General features: G+C 47.8%; 21 protein-coding genes, 1 other RNA gene and 1 pseudogene. 13 read left to right on the top strand and 10 right to left on the bottom strand.

The genetic code is table 11. The features are described from left to right. Both C7B65_RS25090 and C7B65_RS25085 read right to left on the bottom strand, forming a co-directional pair. Positions 1-347 (bottom strand): annotated as a pseudogene (locus C7B65_RS25090) (IS701 family transposase); the annotation flags it as partial. Between the two features lie 12 nt (positions 348-359). After that, entirely contained in the window at positions 360-836 is a 477-nt protein-coding gene (locus tag C7B65_RS25085; RefSeq protein WP_262983571.1) for a PIN domain-containing protein, read from the bottom strand. 187 nt (positions 837-1,023) lie between these two features. Here C7B65_RS25085 and C7B65_RS25080 point away from each other — a divergent pair, with 187 nt between their 5' ends. Together C7B65_RS25080 and C7B65_RS25075 are read left to right on the top strand one after the other, a co-directional pair. After that, a complete protein-coding gene (locus tag C7B65_RS25080; RefSeq protein WP_073075165.1) occupies positions 1,024-1,674 on the top strand; it encodes a type II restriction-modification system restriction endonuclease in 651 nt (216 codons plus the stop codon). A 6-nt stretch (positions 1,675-1,680) separates the two neighbouring features. Continuing rightward, positions 1,681-3,219 carry an N-6 DNA methylase gene (locus C7B65_RS25075; protein ID WP_073075166.1) on the top strand — a complete coding sequence of 513 codons (1,539 nt, stop codon included), beginning with the start codon at positions 1,681-1,683 and terminating at the stop codon, positions 3,217-3,219. A 93-nt stretch (positions 3,220-3,312) separates the two neighbouring features. On the opposite strand, the gene C7B65_RS25070 is transcribed toward C7B65_RS25075, so the two are convergent. Together C7B65_RS25070 and cysE are read right to left on the bottom strand one after the other, a co-directional pair. Beyond that, the gene (locus C7B65_RS25070) at positions 3,313-4,800 is read right to left on the bottom strand and encodes a SulP family inorganic anion transporter (protein WP_219898733.1); all 1,488 of its coding nucleotides are present in this window, start codon (positions 4,798-4,800) and stop codon (positions 3,313-3,315) included. 534 nt (positions 4,801-5,334) lie between these two features. Further along, the gene (gene cysE, locus C7B65_RS25065; RefSeq protein WP_073075167.1) at positions 5,335-6,132 is read right to left on the bottom strand and encodes a serine O-acetyltransferase; all 798 of its coding nucleotides are present in this window, start codon (positions 6,130-6,132) and stop codon (positions 5,335-5,337) included. 175 nt (positions 6,133-6,307) lie between these two features. Between cysE and C7B65_RS25060 the strand changes: the two genes are divergently transcribed. The 6 genes from C7B65_RS25060 to C7B65_RS25035 all read left to right on the top strand — a co-directional run bounded on the left by C7B65_RS25060 (position 6,308) and on the right by C7B65_RS25035 (position 8,994). Then, positions 6,308-6,520, top strand: coding sequence for a ssl0294 family protein (locus tag C7B65_RS25060; protein ID WP_073075168.1), 213 nt, complete (start codon positions 6,308-6,310; stop codon positions 6,518-6,520). Positions 6,521-6,604: 84 nt separating this feature from the next. After that, a complete protein-coding gene (locus tag C7B65_RS25055; RefSeq protein ID WP_073075169.1) occupies positions 6,605-7,375 on the top strand; it encodes a hypothetical protein in 771 nt (256 codons plus the stop codon). An 82-nt stretch (positions 7,376-7,457) separates the two neighbouring features. Further along, a complete protein-coding gene (locus C7B65_RS25050; RefSeq protein ID WP_073075170.1) occupies positions 7,458-8,024 on the top strand; it encodes a hypothetical protein in 567 nt (188 codons plus the stop codon). A gap of 138 nt (positions 8,025-8,162) precedes the next feature. Beyond that, on the top strand, positions 8,163-8,429 hold the full coding sequence (locus tag C7B65_RS25045; protein WP_073075171.1) for a YciI family protein: 267 nt from the start codon (positions 8,163-8,165) through the stop codon (positions 8,427-8,429). 16 nt (positions 8,430-8,445) lie between these two features. Then, an RNA gene (ffs, locus tag C7B65_RS25040) (signal recognition particle sRNA small type) lies at positions 8,446-8,542 on the top strand. 83 nt (positions 8,543-8,625) lie between these two features. Next, positions 8,626-8,994: a phasin family protein gene (locus C7B65_RS25035; protein ID WP_073075172.1), complete on the top strand. Its 369-nt coding sequence runs from the start codon at positions 8,626-8,628 to the stop codon at positions 8,992-8,994. Between the two features lie 49 nt (positions 8,995-9,043). Here C7B65_RS25035 and corA read toward each other — a convergent pair whose 3' ends face one another. Then, positions 9,044-10,204, bottom strand: coding sequence for a magnesium/cobalt transporter CorA (gene corA, locus C7B65_RS25030; protein ID WP_073075173.1), 1,161 nt, complete (start codon positions 10,202-10,204; stop codon positions 9,044-9,046). Between the two features lie 99 nt (positions 10,205-10,303). Here corA and C7B65_RS25025 point away from each other — a divergent pair, with 99 nt between their 5' ends. The 3 genes from C7B65_RS25025 to dcd all read left to right on the top strand — a co-directional run bounded on the left by C7B65_RS25025 (position 10,304) and on the right by dcd (position 12,479). Beyond that, positions 10,304-11,104 (top strand): MlaE family lipid ABC transporter permease subunit, encoded by an 801-nt coding sequence (locus C7B65_RS25025; protein WP_073075174.1) that lies wholly within the window; start codon positions 10,304-10,306, stop codon positions 11,102-11,104. A 247-nt stretch (positions 11,105-11,351) separates the two neighbouring features. Further along, a complete protein-coding gene (locus C7B65_RS25020; protein WP_073075175.1) occupies positions 11,352-11,888 on the top strand; it encodes a P-loop NTPase family protein in 537 nt (178 codons plus the stop codon). Between the two features lie 9 nt (positions 11,889-11,897). Further along, a complete protein-coding gene (dcd, locus tag C7B65_RS25015; protein ID WP_073075176.1) occupies positions 11,898-12,479 on the top strand; it encodes a dCTP deaminase in 582 nt (193 codons plus the stop codon). A 17-nt stretch (positions 12,480-12,496) separates the two neighbouring features. Here the strand turns inward: dcd and C7B65_RS25010 are convergent, their stop codons facing one another. From C7B65_RS25010 to C7B65_RS24995, 4 genes are all read right to left on the bottom strand, one after another. Then, complete coding sequence (locus tag C7B65_RS25010) at positions 12,497-13,894, bottom strand: FAD-dependent oxidoreductase (protein ID WP_073075177.1); 1,398 nt, start codon at positions 13,892-13,894, stop codon at positions 12,497-12,499. A 5-nt stretch (positions 13,895-13,899) separates the two neighbouring features. After that, positions 13,900-15,009 carry a threonine-phosphate decarboxylase CobD gene (cobD, locus tag C7B65_RS25005; RefSeq protein WP_073075178.1) on the bottom strand — a complete coding sequence of 370 codons (1,110 nt, stop codon included), beginning with the start codon at positions 15,007-15,009 and terminating at the stop codon, positions 13,900-13,902. Between the two features lie 29 nt (positions 15,010-15,038). Continuing rightward, positions 15,039-15,323: an HU family DNA-binding protein gene (locus tag C7B65_RS25000; protein ID WP_073075179.1), complete on the bottom strand. Its 285-nt coding sequence runs from the start codon at positions 15,321-15,323 to the stop codon at positions 15,039-15,041. 372 nt (positions 15,324-15,695) lie between these two features. After that, positions 15,696-17,336: a DUF6930 domain-containing protein gene (locus C7B65_RS24995; RefSeq protein ID WP_073075180.1), complete on the bottom strand. Its 1,641-nt coding sequence runs from the start codon at positions 17,334-17,336 to the stop codon at positions 15,696-15,698. A gap of 217 nt (positions 17,337-17,553) precedes the next feature. On the opposite strand from C7B65_RS24995, the gene C7B65_RS24990 reads away from it, so the two are divergent. Continuing rightward, positions 17,554-17,910: a HesB/IscA family protein gene (locus C7B65_RS24990; protein WP_073075181.1), complete on the top strand. Its 357-nt coding sequence runs from the start codon at positions 17,554-17,556 to the stop codon at positions 17,908-17,910. A 79-nt stretch (positions 17,911-17,989) separates the two neighbouring features. Then, positions 17,990-18,409, top strand: coding sequence for a tetratricopeptide repeat protein (locus C7B65_RS24985; RefSeq protein WP_073075182.1), 420 nt, complete (start codon positions 17,990-17,992; stop codon positions 18,407-18,409). Positions 18,410-18,468: 59 nt separating this feature from the next. On the opposite strand, the gene C7B65_RS24980 is transcribed toward C7B65_RS24985, so the two are convergent. Next, the coding region (locus C7B65_RS24980) for a hypothetical protein (RefSeq protein ID WP_219898732.1) at positions 18,469-18,833 on the bottom strand (365 nt) is incomplete at its 5' end.

Here is an 18,833-nt window from a genome sequence, read left to right as displayed (position 1 = left end):
TCCTCGGTCGGGTCGCCCAGGTGCCGAAACTTGCCGCACTTCTCCAAGGTGGTTAAGTCAATCAATACTTTCAGGGGGCTGCCAGAGCCTGGAAGATGCGCTCTCATCTGCTGCAACACCTGGTGGCGAGTCGTTCTCAGCACCGAACGAGTTGACCACTCGGAGTGATTCAGAAAGCGGCTCAACGCGCTAGCAGATTTCGTCTGGCACCCCTGAGGGACAGGATGACCCTGCGCCTCTAAAAACAGTCCTAAAAGAGAACTGAGACTAGCGTGCTGATAGGGGCTAGGCATCAAGTGAAGCAGGGCGTACACTAATCCTTGGGCGTGTTGCAAGATGGTTTCCATAACCGTCCTAATTCAACTATTTCTACGCCCTTTCTTACAGACTTTTAGCCGTTTTGCAACTCCCTGTTGAGACTGCTGCAAGATCTGAGTTCCTCCTGATGTTAATTCGACGACGAATTGTATGGGTGTTACTACCCGTATACCCAGTGACTCTGTTGCACTCCGAAAATCTCGAACATTTGATGTGACGACTATTGCTCCTGCATTCATCGCACAATCAATGACCAAATCATCGCCCGGATCGGGTGAAGTCAGTCGCCACGAGAAGTAAATCGGCGTAAAGTGAGCCGCATTGAGAAGCGACCCTAATACAGACTGCAATTGACTCCAACGGACTTCTGAAAGTTTGCGAGACAACACATCCTCATATTCATAGGCGAGGGCATTAGAAACGTAAACTTCTATAAAACCAGCCAACCAGGCATCAATAATGAGACCCGCAGCTCCACCTTGTTTAGTTAAGCCTTCAAACACAACATTGGTATCAATGACAACTCGAAGGAATAGTACAGCAGGTATAACACCACTATAGCACCATATGCGGTGTCGCTCTACACGACGTACCGTAGTTTTGAGCGTTTACAGGACCTTACCTGATTTGCGATCGATTTTATTCTACTCAGCAAGCTCAACCATTCTGGGAATGCTAGGCTCGTAGCCTTATACAAAAAACGGTATGACGCAACTCACACTACCGATGCTTTGGCAGGAAGCCGCAAGATTTGCAGATATTGAAAGCATTTATGACGAACCCGCTTTGTATGGCGTGACTGACGGAAAAGCGATCGGCACCTACCTTGAGCATAAGTTTACGGCTCACTTAATCACCTTGTACACATTACTGCCTGGAAATTCTGCAATGGGGATTGATCTACCGGGTCTTGAAGTCGATATCAAGGTGACAAGCATCCGTCAACCTCAATCATCTTGTCCTTACCGATCGGCGCGGCAAAAGATATTTGGTCTTGGCTATCACCTACTCGTGTTTGTCTACAGCAAAACCGACGACTCGATCAACCGGACGGGTCGGCTAGAAATGCTGCACACAATTTTTGTAGATAAGACCCGAACTGCCGACTTTCAAATGACACGAGGAATCATTCAAATTCTAGAAAACGACGGCAATGTTGATGATCTCATCGCTTTTATGATGGATAGAAACCTTCCAGTTGATGAGATTGAAGCTCAAAAGCTGGCTGAAGAACTTTTGCAAAACCCGCCGGAGCCTGGATATCTCACTATCTCAAATGCTCTACAGTGGCGACTTCAATACAGCCGTGTGATTCAAAACGCTGGTAACGTAGAGGGTGTTTATCGGGTGAGGTAATGAGGCATGGTCTTGCTCAAGAATAGTCGGGCTTGCGAGTTTGGCGATTTTCAAACTCCCGATGACTTGGCTCGTCGATCGCTTCAGGTGATCAAACAACTTACGATCGACCCTAAATCGATCCTAGAACCAACTTGTGGGCGTGGCTCATTCCTGCTAGCGGCGATCGCAGCATTTCCCACTGCTCAACAATCTGTGGGGGTTGAGATCAATAAAACTCACTTAGAAGCATTACAGCAGCAACTCATTGCCAATGGAATAGACCTTTCCGTTCAAACACTACACGCTGACTTCTTTCAAATGGACTGGTCTGAAATTCTAAGTCAGTTGCCTGAACCAATTTTAGTAATTGGCAATCCGCCTTGGGTCACGAATTCGATGCTGGGAGGACTTCAAAGCTCTAATCTTCCCAAGAAGTCAAATTTTCAGAGCTTGAATGGATTGGATGCCCTCACAGGCAAGAGCAATTTTGACATTTCAGAATGGATGTTACTTCAGCATCTTGAATGGTTCAAGCAGCGAACTGGAATAATGGCAATGCTCTGCAAAGCATCAGTGGCGCGTAAGGTGTTGGTCTACGCTTGGAAGCACGGCTATCCAACCCAATCTGCCCGGATTTATAAGTTTGACGCGATGCATTATTTTAGGGCGGCTGTCGATGCCTGCTTGTTTGTGGTGGAGTTTGGACAGCATTCATTCTCAAAAGACTGCCTTGTTTATGATGATTTGTCGGACGCTCAAGCATCCCACACACTCGGATATCGAAACGGAGTAATGATTGCTAATATAGTCGTTTACGATCGCTGGCAACATCTGCATGGAAGCGATGAAAAATGTACTTGGCGTTCTGGCATTAAGCATGACTGTGCTAAGGTGATGGAGCTAGAAAAAAGGACTGATGGTTATCGGAATGGTAACGGCATCACGATCGCTTTAGAAAACATCTATATCTATCCTCTTTTCAAAAGCTCAGACATTAGTAACAACCGAATCGTAACGTGTCGAAAATATTTACTTGTCACACAACACCTCGTCGGGGAAGATACGGCTCACATTGAGTATGATGCTCCCATAACATGGCGATATCTTCAAGACAATGCAGATGCTCTTGCAAAACGAGGCAGTTCAATCTACCAAAATCGTCCACCTTTCTCAATTTTTGGAGTCGGTGACTACACTTTCAGGCCTTGGAAGGTCGCAATTTCAGGATTCTATAAAAAAGTAGTGTTCACTGCCATTCGCTCAGTTGATGACCGACCTGCCGTATTTGATGACACGGTTTATTTTCTGTCATGCGGGTCTGAAGACGAGGCGGTGTTTCTCACTGAAATCCTTAACTCCTCGATCGCGACAGAATTTCTAAGTTCCATGATCTTCTGGAATGATAAACGACCGATCACGATCGACTTACTAAAACGATTGAACATTGCGGCTCTTGCAACAGAGCTTGGGCGAGAGAATGAGTATGTTGCCTGTGTACAACAGATTCCAGAGAAACGTACCAAAACCTCTCAGAAAAGACGTAAGATTTCAACTAGTTGTTGATTCTGTTCATCAATGCCGATCGCAACCCGCCGTTTGTCTAACAAATTCGATCGGTTGAAATAACGCAGAATTTTGCCCAACGGTTTTGTGCATTTAGTGAGCCGTTGATTCGTTTACGTTGTCGGATGTGTCAGAAGCTGTCAGCTTGTTGAGTAAAGTTGTGCTCGCTTCATTTAACCCAACCAGTTTCACCTCGGTTCCATTGCGACGAAACTGAAGGACGACTTTATTGATCGCGTTAACCGCCGATTGATCCCAGAGATGAGCCGCAGAGAAATCGATCGCAACAGACTCTAATCCTTCTTTGAAGTTAAACGCGGCTAGAAACTCATCGATCGAGACAAAAAACAATTGTCCTGCAACGCGATAAGTGCGGTGTGCGCTGTCAAAACTCAAACTAGAATCAACAAAAATAACCTTAGCAATCTTACGTGAGAAGAACACTGTGCTTAATACAATGCCAACCCCAACGCCGATCGCTAAATTGTGAGTTAGGAAAGTCATCATGACTGTTGTAAGCATCACGACTGTCTCGCTGCGAGGAACCCGCGAAATCAATTTCAGAGATGACCAGCTAAACGTTTCGATCGACACCATAATCATCACTGCAACCAGTGCCGCCATCGGAATTTGCTTGACCCAATCTCCCATCACTAGAATGAAGAACAGCAGAAAAACGCCTGCACACAGCGTTGAAAGTCGCCCCCGCCCCCCCGATTGAAAGTTAATCACTGATTGTCCGATCAAGGCGCAGCCTGCCATCCCGCCAAAGAAGCCTGTGACAATGTTGGCGATGCCCTGTCCTTTAGCTTCTTGATTTTTGTTGCTGGGAGTATCGGTGAGTTCATCTAGCAAGGCAGCGGTCAGTAGCGATTCGAGCAGCCCCACGATCGCCAACGTCAGCGAATATGGAAAGATAATTTGCAGCGTTTCTGCATTCAGCGGCACGTTTGGCACGATGAAAAATGGCAGTGTTGTCGGCAATTCGCCCATAGTGCCCACAGTGGGAACATCAATTTTGACCATGATCACAACCGCCGTCATCACCACGATCGCGACTAACGAAGACGGAATGGCTTTTGTAAATCTAGGCAACGTGTAGATGATGGAAAACGCGATCACAACGATCGGATACACGGCTAGAGGAACGTTTATAAGCTGCGGCAGTTGTGCCACAAAAATCAGAACTGCCAGTGCATTGACAAATCCCAGCATGACCGCGTGGGGAACATACTTCATTTGGCGGCCCAGCTTCAGCACGCCAAACAAAACCTGCAAGATTCCCGTGAGAATCGTGGCTGCAAGTAGATATTGCAGCCCGTGATCTTTGACGAGATGAATCATCAGCAGTGACATTGATCCGGTTGCGGCTGAAATTAAGCCAGGTCGCCCCCCCACGATCGCGGTGATCACAGCGATGATCGATGCAGCATATAACCCAACTTTTGGGTCAACGCCAGCGATAATCGAGAATGCGATCGCTTCTGGAATCAATGCCAGCGCCACTGCCGTTCCTGATAAAACATCTGCTCTCACATTTGAGAACCATTCCTGTTTCAGAGCTTGAGAATTCAACTTCATCTCTTTCCTTAAATATTTGTCGGACAAACGTCTTGATTGACAAACTGCCCACTACTCAACAAAGGAAATTATCCAAGATTCCCGTAGAGAGCGAATGAATAGGATCAAATTTCTTACGATCGATAAACATTGGTAAGTATGAAGTGAAACCAGTGTTTAAAGGGGAGCCAAGCCTTCAAAGATTCGCGCGGCTGTCACCGTTTGAATGATCAAGACAGATGCCACGAAAATCTTTCCCTTCTGCAAGCCTTGCCAATCTGATAAAAGGGGTCAAGTCGCAGTGCATCTAGTAAATCCATAAAATCCAAGCTTTGATGAGAGGCCCAACCGATCGAACGCAATTACAGTACAGGAGATTAGATGTTCTCCGTATCTACCGCAAAATTTTCTTTATCGGTTCCTTACACTTTGGAATTTTCTTAAATCTACGATGAAGTTTTAGGGTGTTCGCCTTTAAAATAGAGTTAGCGGATAGCTAACTTGTGATCCCCACAAATCAGCCATCCACTGCATTTTTTGCCTAATCTGTTGCTGCTAGATCCCGGCACCATCCAAAAATTCGTCGATGACACGATTGCTCAGTTGGCACTTAGGCAAAGGAGCATCCGTTCCATTAGTTGGTGAGTTTAAAGAGGTCGGATTTTGGAACGCTTCTTCAGGATTCACCGCCGCCATCGCATAGCAAACCGCTAGTGATTGACGCGTTTGCACGAGTTGAAGCTGCTGCTCTAAAGATTCGATGCGATCGACGAGTGCCCGAATCACCTGAGCCTCAGAATCGGGGAGTCGCCCGTGCTCTAGTGGCTCAACGCGCTCACCCGATCGAAAGACAATCCGACCGGGAACGCCAACCACGGTGCAATCAGCAGGCACATCTCGCAACACCACTGATCCTGCGCCAATCCGCACATTGTTGCCGATTTGCAGATTTCCTAAAACTTTGGCACCTGCGCCGACGATAACGTTTTCGCCCAGAGTTGGGTGGCGTTTACCGCTTTCTTTGCCCGTTCCACCGAGGGTAACGCCTTGATAGATTAGCGCATAGTCACCGACGATCGCTGTCTCACCAATCACAACTCCCATGCCGTGATCGATGAAGACTCCTATTCCGATCGTCGCTCCGGGGTGAATCTCAATTCCCGTAAAAAATCTAGCAAGATGAGAAATAAACCGAGGCACGAAGGGCAACCCCCACCCATAAAGCCAGTGGGCGAAGCGATGAAGAACTAATGCTTGCAAACCCGGATAGCAAAATAAGACTTCTAACCACTTGCGGGCGGCAGGGTCGCGATCGAAAATGATTTTGAAGTCAGCAGTCAGCGCTTTCAGCACAGGTGACACCCCTTGTGGCACGATAGACCAGTTTCTATCTTATCTCGCTTGGTTTACCTGCTGAGTGCTTTCACCAAATGTTTGAAAAACCAGCCAGTTGGTTTATCGCCACTCATCTCGTAGACGCGCTACTATCCAAAAAGAATCTTAAATTCAGCCTGAAGGAATTCTGATTATGTTCTTTGACGAACTCTCGCCCATTTTTAAAGAAATCACTCAGCAACCCGTTGCCTTCTTTGGCGGGCTAGTCTCTGGGCTGCTGCGCTTAAGTCTGGCTGATGACCCTGTTAAAAGTTGGTTAGACCAGCAGACAGGCACGACTTCTTACCCAACTTCTAGCAGTGGCAGCCACAATGGCAACAGTCCTCAGTCGATCTCGATCGATTAGGGAACTCTCGGAAGTGGCACAAAATCTCCAATCATTCCGGTTTTCCCAACCACGATCGAGACACCGATCTTTGAGAGAATTGAGATGTATTCTAGCTACCTTGGCCTGAGTTTTGGATTTGTGACCCTGTTGCTGCTGCTGTTTGGAGGGCTGCACTGGTTGCAGATTCCGACGGGGAGCTTTGTAGATTGGGCGATCGCGGCAGCGAGTTTTGGCTGGTTGCTGGCGATCGTCACCATCCCGTGGAACATTTATTTTGATGCAAAGGAAGCCCTCGCAGAAGCAGCGCTTTCTGATGAGAAGGGCATTCCTGTTGATCAACGCCAAGTGGACTATATTCGAGTCGTTGCCGAGCGATCAGGCTGGGTCGTGATTGCTCTACACATTCTTTCAGCGATCGGATTGTATGGACTGGCGGCTGCGGGGATCAGTCAAGTCGGCTACGTCAGTTCTGGGGCAGCGTTGCTGTTAACGGTGCTTCGTCCGGCAGTGCGAACCTATCAATATTTTGCGACTCGAATTGCGACGCTGCGACAGCAGTTTCAATATCCGCGCGAAGACGTGGTTGAACTGCGGAGCCGATTTCAGCAATTAGAAGCCACAGTGGAGCGGTTAGCATCTCAACTTAATCCTGATGATCCGAGTTCTTGGGTGGCAACTCAGCAGCGTCAATCTGATGCGATTCGTCAAGACTTAACCCATGTGGCGGCGAGTCAAGAAAACTTACGATCGACCAATCAAGCCGAACACGATCGCTTGTCCCGTGAGGCAAAACAGGCGATCGCTCAACTTACCACTGACGGACAGTTTCTCGACCATGTGCGCGAAATTATCCGCTTCTTTAAAACCGCTTAATGGCTTGTTAGATTGCTCAAACAGTCAGTAAGGACGATGGGGTAGCATTGTTTATGAGAACGAGAAGCTGAAGAGAAACGAGATGGGCAAAAAACGCCATCCATCTAAGAGTTCGATTTCGAGCCGAGATGAAAGTGCAGTTTTTCTAGATGAGATTCTTCAATGGCTATGCGAGTTGCAGTCGAAGGAGCTTGAGATCTTTGATGAAAAACGATTCCTTGAGTTAGCCGAAGTCGTTGTTAAGAAAATGGGTGTGAGAGTTTTTTACGATCTAGATCGGAACTACCGCAATGCCTACAATTTTTTGATCTTGATTCATGAGCAAGGCAAGTCACCCTCTGCGTCAACTGACAATGACTACGACTCAGCAGAAAAATTAGCTCAGTTTAAAATACGAGTCGATGTCAGTCGAAAAGGTGGATTCTTTCGTCTTCGGGTGTATGAAATTTCACTCGTTGACACCACTGTTTTGGTTCCTACACAAGAGCGCTCAAAGTCGTTATTCAAGCTTTGTGAACAACTTGTTCGCTTGCTAAAAGCACAAGGCTTGGTTCAAATTCCTGACGCGCTGATTGAACGTCATATCAATGGGCAAAACGTGTTAGGCGGTGAGGTAACAGTAAGAACACAACTCTTCGGTGAAATCTAAGTAGCGATCGCAATTTCACTTTTAGAAATATACACATTCATGAACTGGAGTGAAAAAATACTTTGTCACCAAACGAGGACTGTAAACTACTGAATGGACATGATTGCGCCAATGGTCTATCCAAGGAAGAGAACAGCAATGCCCTGGTTTGTGAAGATCGAAGAAGGAATTGTCGATAAGGCTGTCTTCGATCGCCATGTTGCCGCCCATAAAGCGTTTGTTAAAGAGTTAATCGACAGAGGTCACGAAGCCCGCACTGGCTACTGGGCGCACTATGGGGGCGGAATGCTTTTGTTTAAGGCCGCCTCAATGGATCAAGCCAAAGCGATCGTCGCTGAAGATCCCCTCGTTCAAAACGGGTGTGTTGATTACCGACTTTATGAGTGGCGTGTGGTGGTCGAATAATGCTATTCTGATAAGTGACTCGGATCTATGCGATCGCGACACCCAAATCTTGTCAGGACCGGAAGGTAGCAGCAATACGGGATGCTCACGATAGGCGTAGTCTCCGGGTCACTTTTTTTGGACGGTAAACCCCCGTAGTCAGTCTTCTAGTTTTCTTCGCTATCCTGGAAGAAACTGACACAGGAGCCTAAAGCATATGGGTTTGGGAGATCTCGTTCAAAAAGCGGTTTATTTAGGCATTGGCGTGGCCTCTTACGCGGGTGAAAAAGCGGGCGAGAAGCTTGGCGAACTGCGAGTGCAGGTGCAAAAATTGGCAGATGAAATGGTCGATCGAGGCGAGATGACGGCTGAAGAAGGTCGGCGTTTTGTCGATGAAATGGTGAGCCGCGCTCAACAAAACCCCACCGTTGAGCCGACCGCCAAAAAACCCACAGAACCTCGCAAAATCGAGATTCTCGATGACGAAGAAACCCCTACCGCATCTGCGCCTCCTAACAGCGTTGACGAAATGCGGCGGCAAGTGATGGATCTGCAAGAAGAACTGCGACGCTTAAAGCGTGACTAGATTTAAGCGCCAGTCACCCAGTAAGGGCATGGCATTGTCGTGCCCCTATTCAGTCTCGACTTTTAACGGTTGAGAAGTTTTCAAACCAGCCTTTGCGCTTGAAGAAGACAATCAAGACCGTCGCGATCGCAATCATCACCGCCCAACAGAGTGGATAACCCAAATACCAGTTAAGTTCTGGCATGTTGAACGGAGACTTCTCGACGTTGAAGTTCATGCCATAAACTCCGGCAACAAAGGTGAGCGGAATAAAGATCGTCGAGACGATCGTCAAAAGCTTCATCACTTCATTCATGCGGTTGCTGACTGACGACAGATAGACATCCATCAGACTAGAGGATAGCTCTCGGTAAGTCTCTACCATGTCTAGCACCTGAACGGCATGATCATAGCAATCGCGCAAATAAACTCGAACTTCATCACTAATCAGGTCGCTGCCATCTCGAATCAGCGCATTAATGGCATCGCGCTGCGGCCAAATTGATCGCCGCAAAGTCAACAACTCGCGCTTGATCTTGTGAATCTTTTCTAGAGTTTGACGCGTCGGATTAGCGACCACTTCATCTTCTAATTCTTCGATTTCTTCTCCATAGTTTTCAAGAATTGGGAAAAAGCCGTCTACGATCGAGTCTAGAAGCGTGTAGGCGAGATAGTCAGCATTGTGTTTGCGAATCGTGCCTTTATTGAGACGAATCCGTTCTCGCACGGTGGCAAAACAGTCGTTTTCCGGCTCCTCTTGCACCGTCAGCAGATAGTGTTTGCCCAAAATCAAGCTGACTTGCTCGGTGAGAAAGCTTCTGCCCGATCGCCGCAGCATCACCATACGAGCGATGATCAGCAGTTGGTCTTCATATTCCTCCACTTTGGGGCGCTGTGGCACATTCACAATGTCTTCTAACACTAGGGGATGCAGCGTAAAGACCGCTCCTAGCCGCTTTAAGATATCTTCACTGCCTAGCCCTTTGACATCGACCCAAGACACCGATTCTGTGTCGAGGTGAGCCGCACACTCTTCGGGCGTTTCGACTTGCAGACGAATGGCGGTTTTCTCGCTATAGTCGATCAGCACAATCACTGGAGGCGGAGCATCTGGCTCAATGTTTAGGGTTCCGGGCATTGAACCGGGGACATCATAGAAATAATCGATCGTCGATTCTTCATCATCGGGGGGCACCACCAATCTTGAAGGCTGAAGCCGCTTTCCTACCATGCCAAATTACCTCGCGTTCTGATGTAAACAATGTAATCTGCAATCTCTCTATCCGACTTACCTGATATCCTGCTAACGTAGCTTCTGAGGCATCACTCGTTGACTGAGACTCCCTCCCCTTCTTCATCTTTAGGACTTTGGAGCCAGCGCCTACTCGCTGCGGTGCTGCTCGGTGGACAGGTCTTAGTGCATCTGCTCAATGGCAAGATTAATCGCCGCAACACGTTAGAGCAAATGGCGGCGGTCGGGCCTGAGTCGCTGTTAATTGCTTTGATCACGGCTGGCTTTGTCGGCGCAGTATTTACCATTCAGGTGGCGCGAGAATTTATTAATCTGGGTGCAGGAACGGCAGTCGGAGGGGTGCTGGTTATTTCTCTATCGAGAGAGTTGGCTCCGGTGCTGACTGCCGTTGTTTTAGCGGGTCGAGTTGGCTCGGCGTTTGCAGCAGAAATCGGCACGATGAAGGTGACAGAGCAGATCGACGCGCTCTATATGCTGCGAACTGACCCGATCGATTATCTCGTCATTCCGCGGGTGATTGCCTGCTGTTTGATGTTGCCGATTCTCACCGTTCTGGCACTGGTTACAGGTGTGGCAGGCGGAATGGTGATTGCTGATGCGCTGTATGGCATTTCTAACACCGTGTTTCTCAACTCGGCGCGCAATTTTTTGAGCGTTTGGGATTTATGCAGTGCGCCGATCAAAGGCTTTTTCTTTGGGGCACTGATTTCAATTATTGGCTCTAGCTGGGGTTTGACTACAACGGGCGGCGCAAAAGGAGTCGGACAATCTACGACAACAGCGGTCGTTACTTCGCTGCTGGCGATCTTTATTTCTAATTTCTTCCTATCGTGGCTGATGTTTCAAGGCACAGGCAGCGCCGTGAGTCGAGGACTTTAACAAAGAACGCCTGTATTTCTGGCTTTTTTGTTTGTATTCTGTTGCTAAAGGGTGAAGTCTATCCAGCGATCGAGCCAAGCGTCATTAAAAAAGAATCTTCTCATCCCTCTATCTGAGTTAGAGCGGGTAGAGTGGGAACGATCGCCCAAACTACTCTTGACGTTTCTCTATAGGTAGTGTTTTATGGGGAAACGATTTTTGAAGTACGCTATATCTATTATCGTTCTTGATCACCTGGACTGCCCCTATGGTTTCACAAATAGAAACTCCGGTTTTTGACTCCGATCGAGTCCTCAATCTCAGCATTGAGGGCTTGGTGCAAGTGTTTACGTCTTTTCACCGCAACTTTTTCACTGGGGTAATGGCACAAGCGCTGCGAATTGCGGGGCAGGGCACCTCGGTTTTAGTGGTGCAGTTTCTCAAGGGGGGAATTGGGCAGGGGCACGATCGACCCGTGCAACTCAGTCAAAACCTAGATTGGATTCGGTGTGACATTCCTCGTTGCATTGACACGCCAGAACTAGATGATGCCGAAGTCGTGGCGCTGCTTGAGTTGTGGCAATATACCCAAGCGGTGGTGCATCAGGGCAAATATGACCTGGTGGTGCTAGACGAGTTGAGTCTGGCGATCAACTTTGGGTTGATTCCTCAAGCCGAAGTGCTGGCGTTTTTAAAGCAGCGTCCTCGTCAGGTCGATGTCATTTTGACTGGCCCTGAGATGCCTCAAGCGATTCTAGATGTAGCCGATCAGATTACTGAACTTCGTCGTAGCCACCAACCCTGAGCAATCACCATGATTAAAAACGATAACTGGATTTCGCAAATGGCGCAAAAGGGTATGATTAGCCCCTTTGAGCCTCAATTGGTTAGACGAGTCGAGGGGGCACCCGTCATTTCTTATGGGTTGAGCAGCTTTGGCTATGATCTGCGACTGTCACCCTCCGAGTTTCGGATTTTTCGTCACATTCCGGGCACAGTGGTTGACCCTAAACATTTCAACCCTGCCAATTTAGAACCCGCAGCCCTGCACGACGATGAGAATGGCAGCTATTTTATTTTGCCTGCTCACACCTATGGATTGGGGGTCGCACTAGAGCGATTAGAAGTGCCCGAAAACGTGACAGTAATTTGCATTGGCAAATCGACCTATGCGCGAATTGGGTTAATTGCTAATCTAACGCCTGCTGAAGCTGGTTGGCGGGGACATTTAACGCTAGAGTTTTCTAATTCGTCGAGTGCTGACTGTCGCATTTATGCCAACGAAGGGATTGTGCAGTTGCTCTTTTTAGAAGGGGCACCCTGCGCTGTCAGCTATGAGACTCGTCGGGGAAAGTATCAAGATCAGTCGGAGCGGGTGACGTTGGCGCGAGTGTAGAAGCATGGGGAAACCTGTCACTTGAAGTTTGCTCTACGCCAGCGAAAAAAGCCTTCTAAAAAGTCTTGTAAGCCAGAGTTGTGGTTAAGTTTTTGAGACTCCCATTCGATCGCAACTCTGGTTAAAATCTCTGAAAACGTAGGTGACAGAAATCCCAGATCGTTAAAGACCTGAACTTTGAGTTTTTGATTGATTGCAAGGACGATCGGGCTAATCAGTTCGCTCGCGTCTTCCCCAACAATATGCGTTCCTAAAATCTCCCCATTACGACGAGTAATAACTTTAATAAATCCCGTAGTCTTAGTTTGGATCTGCGCTTTTACTAAGGTTTTGAAAAACTGTCGCACAATCACCACATCTTTGCCATAAACTTGATTTGCTTGAGACTCAGTTAAGCCGACCCAGGCAATCTGTGGATTAGAGAAAATAGCACGGGGAACCTTACGATCATCAATCTTAAATACTGGAAAAAACAACGCATTTTTAAGCGCGATATTTACCTCTTGTTGAGCAATTGAGTGAACAGAGTTACCGCAAATGTAGATACGATCGTGAGCAGATTGCAATTTAGTATTCACTCGAACCGGAAACGAAATGCCCATCGCTTCTAGATTGAGAGATTCTAGGTTTGGCTGAAAGCCTGCTGCTAAGAAAATCTCATCGGTTTCGATCGCTTTATCACCCGCCTGAACCCATTTTTTAGACTGAATCTTTCTGACTTGAGTTACTAGAGTGTAAGTTAACACTCGAATTCCTTCTGATTCTAACTGAGCTTGAATCAGAAACGCTGCTTCTCGATCGGCGGTTTCTAAAAATCCAGTACTCATAATCAAGGTGACTTGAGAACCCAAACGATTAAAGGTTTGTGCGGTTTCAATCCCGATCGCATCATCGCCAATAATTACGAGTTTTGATGGAATAGTTTGACCGATCGTTTCAGAAGTTAAATAACCCGTCGTTTGTAATCCCTCAATGTTTGGAATAACTGGAATTTGCTCGGTTGCGATTAGAAAAGTCCGCGATCGTAACACTCGCTGATCCACCAAAAAGCCAGAATGTGGTTCACGACAAAATTCACCAGAACTAGCAATAAACTCAATGCCAAGAGAGGCTAAAACGGCTGGAGAATCGAGTTGTTGAAGTGTTGAGTTGATAGTGTCTGCCCATTTTTTTGCTTCTGCCAGTTGCAGCACTCCAGAGACGATTTCGGAGTGATATAAACCTAATTGATTAACACGATCGAGACTTTGAGCAATGTCTCCAATCTCTGCAAATGCGTGACGGACAATCGTCGAATCTGAGCGGATGTTTTGCTCAACGATCGCGACTCTCGCCTTAAGTTTTGCAGCCGATAGGGCCGCATAGATTCCTGTGGCGGTGTTACCAATGACAACCAAATCATAGTCAACTGCCATAGGATTCACAAAATATCGGTTAGACCTGCGATTAATCGTTGATTTTCAGACTCAGAACGAACTGCAATTCGGAAGTAGCGATCGCCCAATTCTGGAAAGCTTAAACAATCTCGAATCAGAATTTGGTGCTGCTTTAAAAGTCGCTGTTGAATCTCAGGAACCGATTGCTGCGATCGCACTAAGAAAAAGTTAGCCGCACTAGGATAAGGACATAAACCCGGCAATGCTGCCAGACCTGAAAATAGTTTGGGTTTGGCACTTTGTAACCAGTCCCAAGTCTGTTGCTGAAATTGCTGAAATTCTGTATCTAACAACATCGCCTCAGCCGCAACCGATGCCAAAATGTTAACTGACCAGGGATCTCGACGAGTTTGCCAAACCTTCAAATAATCAGGATGGGCGATCGCATAGCCCAACCGCAATCCGGGCAGACTGTAGAATTTTGTCAGCGATCGTAAAATCACTAAATTGGGATGACGTTGGACATCTTCGATTAAACTTTGCTGGCGATCAGGCGGCAAAAAATCCATAAATGCCTCATCCAGCACGACCAGCGAAAACTCGTCTAAACACGACAAAATTGATGCTCTCGAAAACAGTTGTCCCGTCGGATTGTGAGGATTATTAAGCAATAAACCAGCCGATCGAGCTTGAGTTTTAACGGCGGAACTTGGCATCGAGGACGCTAAATTCAACAGATCAGGCTCGATTCCCTGCTCTTCAACCCTGGCGAAATCAAACGGGCACCGACTCACCTTGGCATCAAAAGTGCTCAGTGCCCGAAAATAATCACTAAACCCTGGCGTAAGCACTTGAGTTTCGTCTAACTTTGCGAGATCCCAGCAAGCCCAGGTGAGCAACTCAGCGGCACCATTTCCCGGCAAGACCCATTCGCTGGGCAACTGGTGAGTCTTAGCGATCGCCCGCCGCAACTGCCCATAGTCCGGGTCAGGATATTCTCGCACTAGGGCTAAATTGTTTTGAATCGCCGCGATCGCCGATTGGGGCGGCCCCAACGGGCTAATGCTGGCAGAAAAATCAAGAATGGCAGAGGGAGAACAGCTAGCCAGTTCTGCTGCCCAAGCCAAATTCCCCCCGTGCACTGGTCGATTCAAAAAGTTTGCCTGCTGAATAATTGAGTGGGTTATTTGTCGGAAGGAGCAACTTTCTCTTTGAAGAGCTTTCCAGCCGAAAATGCCGGAACTTTAGTTGCGGGAATCTCCATCTTATCGCCCGTTTTGGGGTTGCGCCCCTCACGAGCCTTGCGCTCACGTGACTCAAACGAGCCAAAACCTACGAGCGTTACTTTGTCACCTGAAGCTACCGCTTCAACGATCGTTTCGATCGTCGCCGTCAAAACGGCATCGGCTTGTTTTTTGGTGACGCTGGCTTTGTCAGCAACTGCATCCACGAGTTCGCCTTTGTTCATATAAATCTCCCAGAAGTTATCTTATGAGTTGAGTGGTGTCACGAGTCTCATATTGAGACTACAAATGAGTTTTCGAGGCGGTTGATTCAAAATGGCTGAAACTCCCATTTTCTCGAATTTTCAATGACCCATTCTATAGGCTGTTTTATAAATGTGGAGCGTCAAAAGCTTTAAGTTATATGGACTTCAGCATTTTTTCGCTGATTTTGAGCAATTTGGTAAGCATTTGTGCTTACCAAAGAGGAAGGTTCGCTAAGAAAGTTTACGTTAGTCTCGCTCACTCTGGTTTTGGGTGGGATCAGAAGGGCGATCGCAGAAGACACGAACGAGTCCCAATCTTGTCTCATTTGAGAAAGCACCCAACCCCAAAAATCAGAGCCAATCGGCGGCAAATTTGCGTTCTAAGGTGCCTAGCCCTAGCTGCTCAGATCCGATCGCAGGCACTTCAAACAGTGCCACCATATCTTTGAGGCTAGGCTCACCCCGACTCGCCCCAGTCAACCCTTTAGCAATCACTAAGCCACAATAGCCTTTGGTTTTTTTGCAGCGCTGATCCCACTTTTTTCTCGCTTGCAGATGCGTCGGGTCGTCTTCGGCAAACTCACCAAACAGATGCAGCTCATCGTTGCCTGTTTGCAAAAGTCCAAGATCATAATGATCGCCCACAAAGGGGTCAGCCCCCGGATTAAAGCAAATCCCCTTGATTCCGCCAGCCGCTTGAATCTCTGCGATCATGACCTTCGCTTTGGGTCGCGAGGTTTGAATCAAAATCACAGGCAGTCCTTCTCCGACCTCAGCAGGTTCTCCAGGTTGGTGATAGTCAAGCTGCGATCGCATTCGTCCCACCGTCTCCCAGGGAATTACGCCCAAGCTGAGAAACGAGTTTTCGGGCACCAAATCATCGCGAATGATCGGAAAAGCATCATCCTCGTCATCGCCCACCAGGGCAAACAGTTCATCTGCCACATCGGGCATCGTCGCCACTTTGACCGACACTAGCGCTGTGTCTGCTTCAGCACCTTCGGGCACCGGGATCTTATAGCGACTGCTAATTGGCGGAAAAGCATCGTCTAACTTGCGGCGGTGCTGACGCATAAAGCGGTGCAGAGCCTCTAAAACCACCACGAGCGCGATCGCTTCTTCGTCATAGAGAAACGATCGAATGCCTTCTAACGGATGCAAATTGCCAAAAACAGGCTGAATCTCTGAGTCATCTGAGTCAGCCAGGTCAAATTCTTCTTCGTCAAATTCTTCTTCATCGCCGTCAGATTCATAGCTCACAAACAGACAGTCTTGCCCTAGAAAGGCTTCTTCCATCTGTTCGAGCGACTCGTTAGCCAGCACTCGCTGCCGAAACTGCTTGAGCGAATCGAGCGATCGATAGAACAAAACGCCATACTCCATGCCCAACCTGCCCATCACTGAGGCATAGACAGCGCCCAGATCCCACTGGTTTAACTCAATTTCTAAAATTTGATGATCGCCCAACACGTCCCAGGGGGCATCTTGCCAAATCTCTTCTGCCTTCTCGATCAGTTGCTCGGCAAATTGGGGTGGCAACTTGGGCGGACGCGTGTCGGCGACTTCTTGAAACCCTCGAAAAATCTCATCAATCAGCGGCAGTTCGGGCACATAGTCGAGCGCAATCTCTAAATCTTGCAGCACACCTCTGAGATAGAACTGAGTTTCACGATCGCGCACCACAATTTTTTGAGGTCTAGCGGGTTTACCCGGATTGTGAGGATGCTCCATCGCTCGCAGCAGGGTTCGCACGATCGCTTCTGGCCCAGTTTCTGCTGGCACCATATCCATCGCCCGCACGACCCCCATCGACCCGTCAACCCAAAGAATGCATTCACCGTCTGGCTTAGACAGCGATGGAGTCAGATCTGTCCAGTCTGTTTGTTCAAGCGGCGAACCCGGTGAGAGGGGACGACGATCGCCCTCCCATACGCTGGGAAACTGCGGCAAGTCAAGCAGCCGACGACGAGTAGCACGATTGAGACCAGTCATAACCAAGCCAGATAACGGAAGAACAGAGCGGACATTCGGGCAGCAGACTTTATATTAAACGCTAATCCTTTTCCTCACCGATATTCTGCAAAGCCCTTCTTCAGCATAGCTAGACGAGTCAAGTTATGAGTCACGAATCAGTTTTCAGCAAATAATCGATAAGATGGTGACATAGATACGATCGTTTTTTGATGTAGCCAAGGAGTCAGACGGGCAGATGACACAAACAACCCAGTCTCAACAACGCGGAATTATGATGAGCGAGACTGCGCTCAAGCATGTGATGCTGCTGCGAGAAAACCAAGGAAAAGATCTTTGTCTCCGGGTCGGGGTTCGGGGCGGCGGCTGCTCTGGCATGTCTTACACGATGGATTTTGAAGACCCTAATAACATTCGTCCTGATGATGAGGTTTATGATTACGGCGGCTTTCAAGTGATCAGCGATCCCAAAAGCTTGCTCTATCTTTATGGTCTAATGCTGGATTATAGCGATGCTTTAATTGGTGGAGGTTTCCAATTCACTAACCCCAATGCCAGCGCGACTTGTGGGTGCGGAAAGTCATTTACGACTTAAGCGATCGTTAGTCATGAGTTAGGAGGTTCCGAGATCACGGCTCATGACTGATTAATTTGTTCAATTTTCTAGTTCGATCATGACCCAAACTATTGAAACGCTTTTTGACCAAGGGCTGGAACGCTATAAAGCTGGAGAAGATCCAGAGGTGTTGATTCCGGTTTTTAAAGACATCTGCGATCGTTCTCGCAAGAGTAGCTCTGCTTGGACGTGTCTAGCCTGGCTCTATCTGTTGGCGGATAAGCCTTCTCTGGCGCTGACTGCTGCCCAAAAAGCCGTGAAGCTCAACCCTCAAGATCCTCAAGCGCGAGTCAATCTCGTGATGGCAATGTTAGAACTGTCAAAGCCTGGGGTCAGACCTCACATTGAGATTGCTCAACAGTTGACGACGCTGCCTGAGTTGGGTGATGAAGTCAAGCAAAACATTGCAGATGGATTCACGCGCAAGCCTGACTGGAAGAGTTTGCAACGTGTGAACGCCTGGTTATTTGAATCCTGAGCGTTTTGCAATTCACAAAACTGAGATAGAGTCTGCTCTGTGGGGTTGGCTCTATTTTTTTAGGTCTTAATTTGTGAATGTGACAGATCCGCGAGAGGGCACGGCAGTGCCATGCCCGTACACAAAGGGCGCATAGGGTAGGGGCACAACATGTCGTGCCCTCTCGCGATCGTTTGATCAATCTCATTTGTTTTTGAAATTGATATTCTTCTCAGAAATGGTGAGTAGAAATCGATGGATTTAGAAGAAAGATGAAGCTCGATCGCACTGCAATTTTCCAAAATCGATGCCAAAAAACTGTCGAAACGTAAGCTGGCTAATCGAATGGCAAAAATTTCTTCTATTTCTAAGTAGCTAGGCGCAATTAAATATAAAACGCTCCAGTGAGTACTCACCCGATTGACTCCGGGATTCCATCCCCCGC

Origin of the sequence: Phormidesmis priestleyi ULC007 (genome assembly GCF_003003695.1) — a bacterium.
Lineage (GTDB): Bacteria > Cyanobacteriota > Cyanobacteriia > Leptolyngbyales > Leptolyngbyaceae > Phormidesmis_A > Phormidesmis_A priestleyi_A.
This window is presented reverse-complemented; position numbering and strand designations above follow the sequence as displayed.